Genomic DNA, 15,601 nt, shown 5'->3' with positions numbered 1-15,601 from the left:
CGATTTGATCCGGCATAGGACGGACCGATCGCCAGACAATATCAGCAGGAGCCTGAAGATGTTGATGGAAGGAAAAGCGATCCGTGTTGAAAACCTCGGGGAAGGGGTCTGCCAGCTGCTGTTCGACAGCGCGCAGGACAGTGTGAATAAATTTGATCAGCACACGCTGCAGGAGCTGGAACAGGCGGTCTCGATACTGGAGCAGGTTGCAGAGCTTCGCGGTGTGATGATCAGCAGCGCTAAGCAAAGCTTTATTGTCGGGGCCGATATTACGGAGTTCAGCGCGGCCTTCAGTCAGAGCGACGAGGTACTGGCCGCTCTGCTGACCAAGGTTAATGCGCTGTTTAACCGGATTGAGGACCTGCCCTGTCCCACAGTGGCCGCGATCAATGGTCTGGCTCTGGGCGGTGGCTTCGAGTTGTGCCTGGCTGCGGATTACCGGGTGATCGCCGAGGGTGCGAAGGTCGGGCTGCCGGAAGTGAAGCTGGGGATCTATCCGGGCTGGGGCGGTACGGTGAGGCTGCCACGACTGATCGGCATCGATAATGCCAATGAATGGATCTGCAGTGGCGTGGAAAAGCGCGCCGCTGAGGCGCTGGCCGAGGGTGCTGTCGATGCGCTGGTCACCGCGGAATTGCTGCACAGCGCCGCGCTGGATCTGCTCGGGCAGTGTGCCTGTGGCACTTTCGACTATCGTGCCCGTCGCAGCGAGAAACAGCGCCCGGTTGGTCTGACGGAGATAGAGAAGCTGATGGCCTTCGAGTCGGCGAAAGGCGTGATCGGAGCCAAGGCCGGGCCGCACTATCCGGCCCCCCTGGCGGCGCTGAAGGTGATGCAACAGCATGCCGCAATGGAGCGGCAGCAGGCCCAGGCGGCAGAAACGGCGGGTTTCCTGAAGGTCGCCCGCAGTGAGGTGACCGATGCGCTGGTGGGGGTCTTCCTGAAGGACCAGTACCTGAAAAAAGTCGCGCGCACACAGGCAGCCGGCTGTGTGCCGGTGAGGCAGGCGGCGGTGCTGGGCGCGGGGATTATGGGCGGTGGTATCGCCTACCAGTCGGCCAGCAAAGGCGTGCCGATCCTGATGAAGGATATTGCCCCGCAGGCACTGCAGCTGGGGCTCAGTGAAGCCAGTAAACTGCTTGGCGGCCAGCTGAAGCGGGGACGCACGGACCCGGCGAAAATGGCAGCAACACTGAATCGTATTACGCCCACTCTCAATTACGGCGACTTCGCCGCTGTCGATCTGGTGGTCGAGGCAGTAGTGGAAAATCCGCAGGTAAAGCAGGCGGTACTGATCGAAGCAGAACAGGCTATAGCGGAGGATACGATTCTCACCTCCAATACCTCGACGATATCGATCAGCCAGCTGGCCCGCGGGTTGAAGCGGCCCCAGAATTTTTGCGGTATGCACTTTTTCAACCCTGTCCACCGCATGCCGCTGGTGGAGGTGATCCGGGGTGAGAAAACCTCCGACGCGACAGTGGCGCGCACGTTGGCCTACGCCCAGACGCTGGGTAAGAGTGCCGTGGTGGTGAACGACTGTCCGGGATTTCTGGTCAATCGCATACTGTTTCCCTACTTTGCCGGTTTTAGCCTGCTGCTTCACGATGGCGCTGATTTCAGGCAGGTTGACCGGGTTATGGAGGCGTTTGGCTGGCCGATGGGGCCTGCCTATCTGCTGGATGTGGTGGGTATTGATACGGCCTGTCATGGCGCAAGCGTGATGGCACAGGGCTTTCCCGATCGTATGGGGCATCAGGGCGAAAGCGCACTGGAGCGGTTATACAGCCTGAAACGTTTCGGCCAGAAGAGCGGTCAGGGCTTCTATCGTTATGAGACCGATCACAAAGGCAAGCCGTTGAAGCAGGCCGATCCGGAGATCGATAGCATGCTGGATGACGTGACCGGCCAGCCTCGCGCGTTTAGTGATGAAGAGATTATCCAGCGCATGATGATACCGCTCTGTATCGAGGCGGTGCGCTGTCTCGAAGAGGGCATTGTTGCCAGCCCGGCTGAACTGGATATGGCACTGGTCTACGGCATCGGATTTCCGCCATTCAGGGGCGGGGCGCTGCACTATCTTGATCATCTCGGGTTGGATCAGTTTTGCCAGCAGGCCGGGCCACACGCCGCTCTGGGAGCGCTCTACCAGCCTACGGCAAAAATGCAGGCTATGGCTGCAGCGGGAAAACGCTATTTTGCTCAGGGAGAGAAGTCATGAAATTACATCCGAAAGATGCAGTGATTGTCGATTGCCTGCGCACGCCCATGGCCCGGTCGAAGCATGGTGCGTTCCGCAATGTCCGGGCCGAGCAGCTGTCGGCAGAAGTGATCCGGGCGCTGCTGAGGCGCACCCCTGCGCTGGAGGCCGCGGCGATTGAGGATATTGTCTGGGGCTGTGTGAACCAGACCAAAGAACAGGGCTTTAATATTGGCCGCAATGCCGCGCTATTGGCAGAGGTTCCGCACTCCGTGCCGGCCCAGACCGTGAATCGTCTCTGCGGCTCCTCAATGACCGCGCTACACACTGCCGCCATGACCATTATGAGCGGGCAGGGGGATATCTGTATCGCCGGAGGCGTCGAGCATATGGGACACCTGCCGATTATGCATGGTCTCGATATTAATCCGGCGGCATCTAAGCGGATTGCCAAAGCGTCGATGATGATGGGCCTGACGGCTGAGATGCTGGCCAGGATGAACGGTATCAGTCGTGAGATGCAGGACAGCTTCGCTGCACGCTCCCACCGCCTGGCGGCTAGCGCTGCCCGGGAAGGGCGTTGGCAGCACGAGATGATTCCGATTGAAGGCCACAATACGGATGGCTTTAAAAGTATGCTCAGCCACGACGAGGTGATTCGGCCGGAAACCACCGTTGAATCGCTGGCCGGACTGCCACCGGCTTTTATTCCGAAAGTGGGTACGGTCACTGCTGGCAGCTCTTCCGCCTTCTCTGACGGCGCCGCCGGGTTATTGCTGATGTCGGCAGCGAAGGCCGAGCTGCTGGGACTGAAACCAGTGGCACGGGTACTGAGCATGGCCAGTGCCGGCTGTGACCCGGCCGTGATGGGATATGGCCCGGTACCGGCCAGTCAGAAGGCGCTGAAGCGCGCGGGTCTGACGCTGGATGATATTGATTATATTGAGCTGAATGAGGCCTTTGCGGCCCAGGCGCTGGCCGTGCTGAAAAACCTGCTGCTGCTCGACAAGATGGAGGAGAAGGTCAACCTGCACGGCGGCGCCATAGCCTTAGGGCATCCGCTGGGATGTTCCGGCGCCCGAATCTGCGCCAGCTTGCTGACCATACTGCGACAGCGGGATGGCACCTTCGGACTGGCGACGATGTGTATTGGCATGGGACAGGGGGTGGCGACGGTCTTTGAACGTCTGAACTGATGTTAAGAGTGCCGCGCTGAGGCGGGTTGTCATGATTTTTTATCGATCGATCGTTAATTCTGCCGGGTAGCTGCAGAAAATCTCCTATGCTTTAGATAATCGCAGTTGTTGTGGAGATGGTGCGATGCTCCTCCTGAATCCAGATCAGATGTTTGCGGAGTTGCCGATAACGCAGCTTCGGGATTGTTCATGTCTGGGAGCCCTCTCGGATGAGGCGATCCGGTTTCTGCTGACAGAAGGCGAAATTCTGCAGTTGTTTGCCGGTGAAACGCTATTTGAGCTGGGCGAACCCTCTGATTACTTTGCCGTTATTCTCTCTGGCCGGATGAATTTTGAGAAATTCAGTGATGGCCAGCTTGCCTTTACCCGTGAACATCAGCACGGAGAAGAGGTGGGCTTCGTGGGTATGTTTGCGTTACACCCCCGGGTCGGTAATGCCATCATGGTGCAGCCCGGTATTTTGCTGAAAATTCCCAGCGACCTGTTTCACCGTCTGTATGAAGCCTATCCGCAGGATTTTACGATTCTGCTGATGAATATCACCCGCGGGCTGGGCCGCGGAATTAACCAGATCGATCAGCTGGTACACCAGGCCCGGCAGCTGCCTGGCTAGACAGGGAGGTCTCGGCTACCGGTGGTAATTGGATGATCTGTTGATCCAGGTCACTAAACCGACCGTTCGCCCTAACCTAAAGCGCGTAGAATGAAACGCTTTCTCAGATGCTTTTCCATTTAGTTGATTGAGTTTGCTGACAATTCAGTCGACAGCCGCTGCAGACCATCAGTGTTTATGGAATTTGGCCAGCTGTCGGAGCATTCAGTTGAAACAGGGAATATCGGTGATTTTCAGACTGATCGGGTTGTTAATGATCCTGAGCGTTAGCTCAGCAGGGTTCTGTGCGCAACTGATACTGTCTGAAGAGGAGCGGGCCTGGTTGCACGACCATGGCCAGGAGCTGCGTCTGGGTGTCGCCATAGTTCCGCCCTATATGCTGGTAAACGGCCCTGCTGGTGAATTACGCGGCCTTTCCTGGGATTATATTAAAGAGTTAGAGCAGCGCCTTGGTATCCGCTTTAATCCGGTGCTGGCATCTTCCTATGGCGAGATGATCCGCCAGGTTCGCGCGGGCGAGACCGATCTGGTGTATGGGGCTACCAGTACACCGGAACGGCGCCAGTTTCTGACGTTCACCACCCCCTATGGCCGGCTTGAGACCCATATATTTGTCCGCGAGGATCATAAGGGATCGGCTTCGATGGAGACCCTGGCCGGCCATCAGGTCGGGGTTGTTCAGGGCACGGCACTGCATGAGTTTATTCGCAACAATCACCCCGACATACTGATCCGGTCCTATCCCGATTCATCTCAGTCATTTCTGCAGCTCTCTGCCGGTGAGGTCGATGCCGTGGTGACCAGCGTGTCGACGGCTTTTGCCTATACACAGCGCAACGGCCTGCACCGGATACGGATGGAGGGGCCGGTGGGGCTCAACTATGAGATGTCCTTTGGCGTGCGCAAAGAGATTCCGCACCTGACCAGTATTCTACAGAAAGCGCTGACTGCTATTCCTGAGGCGGAGAAGGATCTGATCGCCCAGCGCTGGTTTATGCCGCGTGATCCGGGCAAGGTTGATAAGGCCATGGTATTGCGATATCTGGCCTATGCCGGGGTGGTCATCGGCGTGCTGGCCCTGGTCTGGCTGACCTGGTCCGTGCGCTCGATGCGCCGGGAAGTCTCCCAGCGCCGGGATGCTGAAGGGCGCCTGGCCTTTCTGGCTTACCATGATGAGATTACCGGGGTCCTGAACCGCAGCGGTTTTATGCATCAGCTGACTGCCCCCAATGAGGGCGGCCGCTGGCAGCTGATTTTCGTGCTTGGCCTGGATCAGTTCCGCGCCAAGAACGAGATCTGGGGCCAGCGTATCGGTAATGAGATTCTGCGTCGTGTCGCCGAGCGCCTGCAGGCCAGCCTGGGAACCCAGGGGGTTGTGGCACGGATTGGTGGTGATGAGTTCGGTGTGATGCTGAAACAACTGAATACATTGCCGGAGCTTATGATCAAGCAGTTGCTGAAGGAGATCGCCAGTCCGCTGCTGCTGGGGGATGGCTCGGTGCAGCTGGTAACGGCGACCGTCGGAGCCAGCCTGATAGAAGATCATGCCGATCTGGATGCCCGACCTGAGCAGCCACTGGAGCGGGCAGAGCTGGCACTGAAGTATGCCAAGCGTCATCAGCGTGGCTCGGCTGCCTTTTATGATGCCAGCATGAGTGGTAATGAATCCCGCGACCAGCACTGGAAAGAAGCGCTGACGCTGGCGATACGGCGTCATCAGTTGTTTCTGGAGTATCAGCCACAGCTTTGCCTGCGCCGCTCGAAAGTGATCGGCTTCGAGGCGCTGGTGCGTTGGCAGCATCCGGATCAGGGGCGGATATCGCCTGCCGAGTTTATTCCCTGGGCCGAACGCTTTGGCCTGATTTCGGCGCTGGGCGACTGGGTATTGCAGACGGCCTGCCGCCAGGCTGCCGAGTGGCGCAAGCAGAAACTGCCGTTTGACTATGTCGCGGTAAATGTTTCAGTGCGCCAGTTTGTTGAGGCGGGCTTTGCAGATCGGGTGCTGATGATACTGGAGCAAACCGGGCTGCCCCCCCGGAATTTGGAGCTGGAGATTACCGAAACCTTGTTTATGGGTGATCTGGAGACCGTCAGGGTTACGCTGGATAAACTCTCAGGACATGGAATCCGTTTCTCGATCGACGACTTTGGTACCGGTTTTTCCTCGCTGATGTATCTGAGACAGTTACCGGTAGAAACGATCAAGCTGGCTCAGGAGTTTGTGCTGGATATGGCGACGGACGCCAGTAACTATCAGATTGTCCGTGGCGCGACCCATCTGGGGCATAGCCTGGGTATGGGGGTCATTGCCGAAGGGGTAGAGACGGCCGAGGTGCAGCAGGCTCTGCGTGAGCTGAACTGCGATATGGTGCAGGGCTATTACTACAGCCGTCCGGTGCCAGCCAGTGATATTACGCCGCAATTGCTGGAATCGCTGGCTCAGCGTGCTGGTCATCGGCAGGAAGAGGTGGTGTAAGCAGGCCTTTACGGGCTCTCCCTCCATGCGACGATAGCGGCAGGTTGTCAGTTAACTTACTGATTTTAATTGCACAAATAACTCGCCCGTCTACACTGAAATTATTCTGTATAGATTTCTTGCAAGTCTTAACTGATTAAGTATGCGTCTTTGCTATGGAATACGGCAAAACTCCGGACGCGCATTGGTTAAGTGGAGGTGGCTGATGGGGGATATTCGTGCTCCGGGTAATCCATGGGAGCGCATCACAAGGTCTTTACTCACGAGTCGGCAACGGCGTGCGTTTATGCGTGGGATGATCAGCTTACCGCTGACGGTGATCGAATCGGATGCGGAGCTGGCCGGCGTTAAGGGCAAAATGCCGCAGAACCTGAACTGTGATGATGTGGAACTACCGCTTCGTGCCCGCTGGATCCGCCCGGAAGGCAACAGGGCCGTGCCTGTCGTGGTATTGCTCGATCAGGGTGAGAGCGACGATGCAGAAGTGTGTGCACTGTTGAATGATCTTGCCAGCCTGGGATTTATCGCCCTGCACCTGGAATACAATCCCGAACGCTTAAGTCGAAATATCAGTCAGGACCTGACATCTTTACAGCACTGGCTGAAGCAGATTGCCGGTTGTGTCCACTGTAATGGTCGCATGGCCCTGATCGCCGGATCCGAATCCTCTGTCCTGACCGATCAACTGGCGCTGATACTGGAACCCGCTGCCCTGATTATTCCCCGTACCAGGTCAAAACAGGGGCTGAATCGGGCCGCCATCGCAACACTTGAAGTATCCCTGCCGCTGCGCAGTGGGCGCCGCTCACCCCAGCAATACCACAGCTGGTCAGGCCCGCTACAGGCGGTGATACCGGACCTGTTTCACGAAGACGCTGATGCCGCCGATCCGGCCCAGTGGGCCTCCGTTCTGGCCTTTCTGCACTGCTATCTGGACTGAAAGTCCGCCGGGGCGAGTCTGATTTGGACGTCTCGGGCGCGCATCCCTTTGGCTTCCTGTCCTGACGGCCAGCCGTGGGTTACTCGGGATCTTCATCTTCAGTGACCGGCGACTGCAGCGTAATCACCCGGTCCCCGCCTTCGTTTTTCGCCTGCTTAAGGGCATTCTCCATACGTCGGGTCAGTTCGGCCTGCGTCTCGCTGTTACAAAATTCGACACAGCAGAAGCTGGCTCTGATCGACACACCCTCGCTGTATTCGGTCAGGTGCATCACCCGCAATAACTTATCTGCCAAAACCACTGACTTTTCCAGTGAGGTGTCCGGGCAGAGGATAATGAAGCTGTTCCCTCCCCAGCGGCCGAAACAGTCCCAGTCATGGATCACGTCTTCGACCATGCGGCAGACCTCGATCAGGATCAGGTCGCCGACGCCGTGCCCGTGCTCCAGATTCACCTGCTGAAAATTATCCAGGTCGAACAGAATCACTGAAAACTTACCGCCTCCCTGCTGGAAACGGTTGATCTCCTGCTGGATATCGCCGTCCATACGCACCCGGTTATAGATGCCGGTCAGGTAGTCGCGCTTGCTGATCTGCTCCAGGCGTTGGTTACGGTCCGTCAGGCGCGCATTCATCTTCGCCAGCTTGGCGTTAAAGGCATGCACCGTCCGGTTGCGATAGATCAGCAACATAATGATGACAACAAACACCGCAGTGATAGTCAGTAACAGGGTGTAGTCAATCTGTTGCTGTACCTTCACCGTGTACCAGCGCTGCATAATCTTGTCCGCTTCCTCCTGTGGGAACTGGCGTACAGCCTTACTCAGGGCCGAGGCCAGCAGAAGGTCATCCTTGCGTACACCGATGCTCAGTTCATAGAGAAAGCTGGTATGGCCAGCGACCTTGAGGTTGGCCAGTCCCAGTTTCTGGATCAGGTAGAGAGCCGTGGGCAGGGTCGTGGCCGTGGCATAAAGCTGGCCGCGCGAGACCTTGCGCAGGCTGTCGGTGAGGGAGTTGGTATAGACGATGTTTACGTTCGGGAAACGCTGACGGATAAAGTGTTCAGTGGCATAGCCCCGGACAATGCCCAGGCTCTGCTGTTTGATCGCGCCGAAATCATCCAGAAAGGGCGCGTCATCCCGCGCGATCAGCACCACCGGTACCGAAATGTAGGGCGGCGTAAAGTTCAGGAATTTCGCCCGCTGCTCGTTGTAGTGCAGCATGGCCAGGATATCGCATTCCCGTTGCTTTGCCTTTTGCATCGATTCGGCCCAGGTCTTGGTCGAAACCAGCTCGAAGGGTATTTTCAGCTGGTCTGAAAAGGCCTGCATAAAGTCCGCAGAGATACCGGTGTAGTTCCCCCGTTTATCGATCCCCTCAAATGGCATCCAGCTGGGATCGATACAGACATTGACCTTACCTTTTTGCTGCAGGTGGGCAGCTTCTTCCTGACTGAGCGGTTCTGCGGTCGACAGTGTCGATATAAAAAACAACAGCGCCAGTAGCGGGCCGCTCAGAGCCGGGATCAATTTACGACAGGTCACCTTGGCTTCCTCTATCTCCTGAAATTGCTGGGCGCTGGCCGGCAGTCCCAGCCTATAGCCTAGCAAATATTCATCGCCTTGCTGCACCGCGTCACGTTGCGGCCATTGGCTAAAGCCGGGCAGTGCTTCGATCTGGCATCTGAATCGGGATGAATTTAGCGCAGAAGTCAGAGGCCCGGACTACCCTTATACGGGGACTATGGACAATTCCGGCCGCCTGAAAACGCATGCTCAGGGCGCAGGCGATACCGCAGAGATGCAGAGCGCTTTATTGGCAGACTCCTACGGCACTACAGGCGATAAGGTATGGGGTACGAGATAGATACCCGGGAATTTACCCAGCAGGATTACCAGCGCTTTCAGGACCGGCTGCTTGATCAGCTGGAAGAGCTGCGCGCATTGCTGGCCAGTCACAGCTTTGGCCAGGGGCCGGGATCAATCGGCGCAGAGCTGGAACTCTCAATTACCGATCAGCAGGGACGGGCGCTGGCGATCAATCAGGATATCCAGTCGCGGGTGAATGATCCGTTACTGGCGCTGGAGCTTAACCGTTTCAATCTCGAGTACAACCTGACGCCGGTGGCTGCTGCGGGCATGCCATTTTCAGCCCTGGAGACGGAGATCTGCGCGGTGCTGGGGATGCTCAATGATGCTGCCGCTGAGCAGGGCGGCAAGGTGGTGCCTATCGGTATATTGCCTACCCTGAAACGCAGTGATTTCGGCGTCAAGGCGATGACCAACCAGAGCCGCTACCATGTGCTGACCCGTGAACTGCGCCGCCTGCGCGGACGGATGTTCGCGGTGCGCATCAATGGCCCCGAACCGATCTCCCTCAGGGCCCAGGATGTATCGCTGGAGGGCGCCAATACCTCGTTGCAGCTGCACTACCGGGTGACACCGCAGCGCTTTGCCGACCTGTTTAATGCGATGCAGCTGGTGACGCCCCTGCTGCTGGCCGTGGGCAGTAACTCTCCTTTTCTGCTGGGGCACCGGCTCTGGCATGAGACCCGGGTGCCGCTGTTTAAGCAGGCGATCGATGGACGCCCGCGCAATGCCCGGGACCAGCAGTTGCCCTCCAGGGTTGACTTTGGCACCGGCTGGGTGCGGCGCGGCGCTTATGAACTGTTTGCCGAGACGGTACATCTGCATCCGCCCCTGATTCCGTTGTGCAGGGACGTGCCGTCAAACAATGGCGAAGCCCCCGAGCTGTTTGAACTGCGGCTGCATCAGGGCACGGTCTGGCCCTGGAACCGGGCGATCTATGACCCCGCCGATGGCGGACATATCCGGATTGAGATGCGGGCACTGCCATCGGGCCCGAGCCCCTGCGATATGGTAGCCAATGCAGCGCTGGCGATCGGCCTGGCCGAGGCGCTGAGTGACGATATCGAACAGCTGATCCCGGGACTGCCTTTCGCCACTATGGATTTTAATTTCTACCGCGCCGCAGAATGCGGTATCGGAGCCCAGCTGTTATGGCCCGATCCGGATGGTCATCCACGCCTGACACCGCGGCCGGTAAAAGAGATCGTACAGGGCCTGTTGCCCCGGGCCGCGCAGGGATTGCAGCAGATCGGTGTGGATCAGCAGGAGATCAGTTTCTATCTCGACATTATCAGTAAACGGCTGGAGCTCAGCGCCACCGGTGCACGCTGGCAGATGCGACAGGTGAAGCGTCTGAGCCAGCGTCAGAAACGTCACCGCGCGCTGTCTACCATGTTGCATCATTACATGCGCAATGTGGCGGAAAACCAGCCGGTAGCGAACTGGGGAGAGTTGCGATGAGCCTAGCAGGAACGCACTTACACCAACTGGATTGTCCGGCGCCGGATAGCTTACCCGTCGATCCACTCGCCTGGCTTGAAGAGTTGCCGGGGGCAACCCTGATCCGCCAGCAAGGGTTGCAGAGCGGGCCACCGAGGGTGGTCTGTACGCTGCTGCATGGCAATGAACTGTCGGGGGTCAAAGCGGTGCATCGCTGGCTTAGCAGCGCCATGAAGCCGCACTTTGATACCCTGTTTCTGGTGGTCGGAGTGAAAGTCTGCCTGACTGAACCGCGTTATACGTTACGGCAGTTGCCGGATGAGCGCGATATGAACCGCTGTTTTCTGCCGCCTTTTGAGGACAGGCCGGGGCGGCTGGCAGAACAGATACTGGCGCTGTTGCGCAGTCAGTGTCCGGAATCGATGCTGGATATCCACAATACCTCCGGGCACAGCCCGGCCTTCGGTGTGGCGACCCATGAAGATCCGGCCCATGAAGCGCTGCTATCGCTGTTTGCCCAGCATCTGGTCGTCACCGATCTGAGGCTGGGAGCCATTATGGAGCACAGTGACCGGCACTGCCCGATTGTGACTATTGAATGCGGGGGCCTGACTGATCCCAAGGCTGATGATATTGCCTGGAAAGGACTGCAGCGCTATCTGCAGCAGGAGGATGTACTGACGCCACAGGAGGGGTTGCAGATCGATCTCTATCATCACCCGGTACGGCTGGAGCTGACCCCGAGCTGTGTCCTGGCGGTGGCTAACCAGCCTGTACTGGGGGCCGATCTGACCATTCCCAAGGATCTGGACCGGTATAATTTTGGTGAAGTGGAACAGGGGCTGCCGATTGGCTGGGTCGCATCCGAGCGCTCGCTGGAGCGACTGAAGCTGCACAATAAGAGCGGTGAAGACCTGATGGGGCAGTACTTCCGTTGCTGCGGTAACCATCTGGTGACGGCACAGCGGCTGAAACTGTTTATGGTGACCACCAGTCCGACTATCGCCGCCAGTGACTGCCTGCTCTATGCCTCACTGGAGCGGGAGCATACCCGCCTCAATACCTGAACCTGGGGTGCTGGCCGTGCCCTGACGGCCCGCCGGCGGCAGTCTCTGTAAACGCTAAATGCCAACTGGTCTGACAGGCGACAATCTTTTTGCTGTTTATTAGACTTTAGTTGGTAATGTCGCTGGATTTTAACAATAGAAACCTTAAAATTCTGCCCCATAGCCAGCCCAATAAAAATAGCCATAACCCTGGTAACCCGGTGAGACAACTCTGATGTTGACTGACTCCCGGTTGCTGCAGTGAAGGAATCCCCCGCACCCGCCGGGGCGCTGCCAGGCTACCGCCAGGTCTGTCCTGTCTGATCGTCTTACCCGCCAAGAGTAAACCGGCACCTGCCAAACAGTCACTGGAAACGGCTGATAACTGCGATGGACTGTAATGATTGAAGGTTATGCGATTAATGTCTGAGTCTTTGGTACTCGTCCTGAACTGCGGTAGTTCATCCCTTAAATTTGCCATAATCGATTCCAGCAGCGGCGACCAAGTGTTGCAGGGGCTGGCTGAGCGCCTGTTCAGCAACGAAGCCCAGCTGATTGTGAAGATCGACGGCGAAAAAACAGTCTACAAAATTAACCAGGCGGATCATGCCGTTGCCATAAACAAACTGGTGGCGGTGATTCGTGGTATTGAGGGGCTGAGTGCGCGTATCTCCGCCGTTGGCCATCGCGTGGTACATGGTGGCGAATTTTTCCGTGCCTCGACCCTGATCACCGACCAGGTGATCGATACCCTGCGTCAGGTGGAGCACCTGGCGCCGCTGCACAATCCGGCCAACCTGCTGGGTATCCTGGCAGCGCGTGATGCTTTCCCGACGCTGCCGCATACCGCAGTATTCGACACCGCTTTCCATCAGTCGATGCCGGCTAAGGCCTATATCTATCCACTGCCGTATGAGCTCTATATCCATCACGGCGTGCGTCGCTATGGTTTCCATGGCACCAGCTACCGTTATATCTCTACTCAGGCAGCACAGATGCTGGGGAAACCGGAAGCCGATACGGCGCTGGTCATCGCCCACCTGGGCAACGGCGCCAGTGTCGCGGCTGTCGAAGGGGGGAAGGGACTGGATACCAGTATGGGAATGACGCCGAATGAAGGGGTGGTGCATGGCACCCGCTGCGGCAGTATCGACCCGAGTATCCATGAATACCTGTGTCAGCGCCTGGATATCGGCATCGAAGAGGTGCATGACATCCTCTGGAAACAGAGCGGCCTGCTGGGACTGTCGGGTATCAGCAACGATTGCCGGACCATTGAAGAAGCGGCGGCTAAAGAACACAGCCGCAGCCAGCTGGCGCTGGAGGTCTATAGCTACCGTTTGGCGAAGGAGATCGCATCGCTGGTGGTGCCACTGGGACGGCTGGATGCGTTGGTGTTTACCGGTGGCATCGGTGAAAACTCCAGCCTGATCCGGGCTGAGGTACTGCAGCAGCTGCGCTTCCTGGGTATCGAGCTGGATAGCGCCGCCAATGAGCACTGTATCCGGGGCAACAGCGGTCTGATCTCCCGTGCAGGCAGCACGGCAGCGCTGGTGATACCGACCAATGAGGAACTGATGATCGCGCAGGATGCTGCTGCTTTTATCGCCTAACTCCCTATCCGCTGCTGCGCCCGCATGATCCCGGCGCTGCAGCGGACACTCATAAGGTATTCACGTGTCTCATACGTTAATGGTGGCGCCGACCGGTCTCGGTGCAGGACTGACAACCGCCGTACTGGGCCTGTTTCATGCGATGGATCGCCAGGGCATCAAGGTACATTTCTTTAAGCCGATCGCCCAGCCCGCATCCGGCGACAAGGGGCTGGATCGCACTGTAGCCATATTACAGGGCAGCTGTAAGGCACCGATTGCTGATCCGATCGATATCCGCGAAGCCGAACACCTGGTCAGTGAAGGGCGCGGTGATGAGCTGCTGGAGGAGCTGGTGGCCCGGTTCGAACAGTCGCTGCCGGGTGACGCCGATGTGGTGATTATCGAAGGGATGGTGCCGACCCACAACCAGCCCTATGCAACCCGTATCAATAAAGAGATCGCCAAGGCATTGGATGCGGAGGTGGTGCTGGTGGCCGCACCGGGCAACGATACGCCGGAAGCACTGGAAGACCATATCGATATTACTGCCCGCGCTTTTGGCGGTATCCGCAATTCCAAGGTGCTGGGATGCCTGCTAACCAAGCTGGGCGCGCCGGTTGACCGCGATGGTCGCCCCTGCTGGGAAGCGGCGTCGGAAAATCCGATGGCCCTGAGCCTGACCGAAGAGGTGGTGCGGGAACACTGCACCATCTTCGGTGACCATTTTCGCCTGCTGGGTGGAATCCCCTGGAGCAGTGCGCTGAACTCGCCCCGGGTGAAAGATATTGCCGATTACCTCAATGCCAAGGTGATCAATACCGGTGAGATGGGCAGCCGCCGTGTCTCCCGGATCACCCTTTGCGCCCGTACCGTCGCGAATATCGTACATCAGCTAAAGGCCGGCTCTCTGATACTGACCCCGGGTGATCGCGATGATGTGATCCTGGCAACCTGCCTGGCGGCCCTGAACGGGGTGGATCTGGCGGCGCTGGTGCTGACCGGTGGTTACCAGCCCAATGCCGATATTATGAAGCTCTGCAACGATGCCCACGCCTCCGGCCTGCCGATCCTGACGGTGAGCAGTGACAGCTGGCAGACGGCGCTCAGCCTGCCGCGTTTCAGTCAGGATATTCCACTGGATGACCTGGAGCGGATTGAGAAGCTGAAAGATGCCAGTGCCTCCCATATCGACAGCGAGTGGCTGCAGCGATTCAGCGCGCCCAACAAAGAGCGACGCCTGTCGCCACCGGCGTTCCGCTATCAGCTGATTGAGCGCGCCCGTCGTGCCAATAAGCGCATCGTGCTGCCGGAGGGGGACGAGCCTCGTACCATCAAGGCGGCAGCGATCTGTGCCGAACGGGGGATTGCCCGCTGTACCTTGCTGGGCAATGAGGAGGAGATCCGCCGCATCGCCAAAGGCCACGGCGTAAAATTGGGGCCGGGTATTGAGATCTTTGATCCGGAACAGATTCGTGAACACTATATAGCGCGTCTGGTCGAGCTGCGTAAACACAAGGGGCTGACGGAAATCATCGCCGATGAGCAGCTGCGCGATAACGTCGTGCTGGGAACCATGATGCTGGAGATGGATCATGTGGATGGCCTGGTCAGTGGTGCGGTACACACGACTGCCAATACCATCCGCCCACCGCTGCAGCTGATCAAGACCGCGCCGGGCACCAACCTGGTGTCGTCGGTGTTCTTTATGTGCCTGCCCGACCAGGTACTGGTCTACGGTGACTGTGCCATCAACCCGGATCCGAATGCAGAACAGCTGGCCGATATCGCGATTCAGAGCGCTGACTCCGCTAAGGCCTTCGGTATTCCGCCACGGGTGGCGATGATCAGTTACAGTACCGGCGGTTCCGGCAGCGGGGCCGATGTGGATAAAGTCCGTGAAGCGACCCGTATCGCCCGTGACAAGCGTCCTGATCTGCTGATCGATGGCCCGCTGCAATACGATGCGGCGATTATGGAAAATGTCGCGCGTAGTAAGGCGCCGGAGAGCTCGGTGGCCGGTAAGGCGACGGTATTTGTCTTCCCCGACCTGAATACCGGCAATACCACCTACAAGGCGGTACAGCGTAGTGCCGATGTCATCAGTATCGGGCCGATGCTGCAGGGGATGAATAAGCCGGTGAATGACCTGTCACGGGGCGCACTGGTGGACGATATCGTCTTCACCATCGCCCTGACGGCGATTCAGGCAGAAAGCTGATCGGCTTATC

General features: G+C 58.0%; 10 protein-coding genes. 9 read left to right on the top strand and 1 reads right to left on the bottom strand.

The window, feature by feature from the left end; translation table 11 throughout:
• The first annotated feature begins 58 nt into the window (after window positions 1-58).
• From fadB to Q354_RS0105260, 5 genes are all read left to right on the top strand, one after another.
• Window positions 59-2,221, top strand: a complete 2,163-nt coding sequence (gene fadB / locus Q354_RS0105285) for a fatty acid oxidation complex subunit alpha FadB (RefSeq protein ID WP_027856694.1) — start codon at window positions 59-61, stop codon at window positions 2,219-2,221.
• Window positions 2,218-3,396, top strand: a complete 1,179-nt coding sequence (gene fadA, locus Q354_RS0105280) for an acetyl-CoA C-acyltransferase FadA (protein ID WP_027856693.1) — start codon at window positions 2,218-2,220, stop codon at window positions 3,394-3,396. The genes fadB and fadA overlap by 4 nt, the downstream gene beginning before the upstream one ends.
• 124 nt (window positions 3,397-3,520) lie before the next feature.
• The gene (locus Q354_RS24710; protein WP_051559918.1) at window positions 3,521-4,009 is read left to right on the top strand and encodes a Crp/Fnr family transcriptional regulator; all 489 of its coding nucleotides are present in this window, start codon (window positions 3,521-3,523) and stop codon (window positions 4,007-4,009) included.
• A gap of 226 nt (window positions 4,010-4,235) precedes the next feature.
• Entirely contained in the window at window positions 4,236-6,485 is a 2,250-nt protein-coding gene (locus Q354_RS27220) for an EAL domain-containing protein (protein WP_156948221.1), read from the top strand.
• Between the two features lie 286 nt (window positions 6,486-6,771).
• Window positions 6,772-7,425 (top strand): hypothetical protein, encoded by a 654-nt coding sequence (locus Q354_RS0105260; RefSeq protein WP_027856692.1) that lies wholly within the window; start codon window positions 6,772-6,774, stop codon window positions 7,423-7,425.
• Between the two features lie 79 nt (window positions 7,426-7,504).
• On the opposite strand, the gene Q354_RS0105255 is transcribed toward Q354_RS0105260, so the two are convergent.
• A complete protein-coding gene (locus Q354_RS0105255; protein WP_211252215.1) occupies window positions 7,505-8,968 on the bottom strand; it encodes a diguanylate cyclase in 1,464 nt (487 codons plus the stop codon).
• 306 nt (window positions 8,969-9,274) lie between these two features.
• Here Q354_RS0105255 and Q354_RS0105250 point away from each other — a divergent pair, with 306 nt between their 5' ends.
• The 4 genes from Q354_RS0105250 to pta all read left to right on the top strand — a co-directional run bounded on the left by Q354_RS0105250 (window position 9,275) and on the right by pta (window position 15,591).
• Complete coding sequence (locus Q354_RS0105250) at window positions 9,275-10,753, top strand: glutamate--cysteine ligase family protein (RefSeq protein WP_027856690.1); 1,479 nt, start codon at window positions 9,275-9,277, stop codon at window positions 10,751-10,753.
• A complete protein-coding gene (locus Q354_RS0105245; protein WP_036228627.1) occupies window positions 10,750-11,799 on the top strand; it encodes a M14 family metallopeptidase in 1,050 nt (349 codons plus the stop codon). Before Q354_RS0105250 ends, Q354_RS0105245 begins: the two co-directional genes overlap by 4 nt.
• A 401-nt stretch (window positions 11,800-12,200) precedes the next feature.
• Complete coding sequence (locus Q354_RS0105240) at window positions 12,201-13,391, top strand: acetate/propionate family kinase (protein WP_027856688.1); 1,191 nt, start codon at window positions 12,201-12,203, stop codon at window positions 13,389-13,391.
• Between the two features lie 79 nt (window positions 13,392-13,470).
• The gene (gene pta, locus Q354_RS0105235) at window positions 13,471-15,591 is read left to right on the top strand and encodes a phosphate acetyltransferase (RefSeq protein WP_211252224.1); all 2,121 of its coding nucleotides are present in this window, start codon (window positions 13,471-13,473) and stop codon (window positions 15,589-15,591) included.
• The last annotated feature ends 10 nt before the right edge of the window (window positions 15,592-15,601 follow it).

It is taken from the genome of Marinobacterium jannaschii DSM 6295, from assembly GCF_000620085.1.
Lineage (GTDB): Bacteria > Pseudomonadota > Gammaproteobacteria > Pseudomonadales > Balneatricaceae > Pontibacterium > Pontibacterium jannaschii.
The sequence above is the reverse complement of the archived record's forward strand: the minus strand, read 5'-3'. Positions and strand labels throughout refer to the sequence as shown.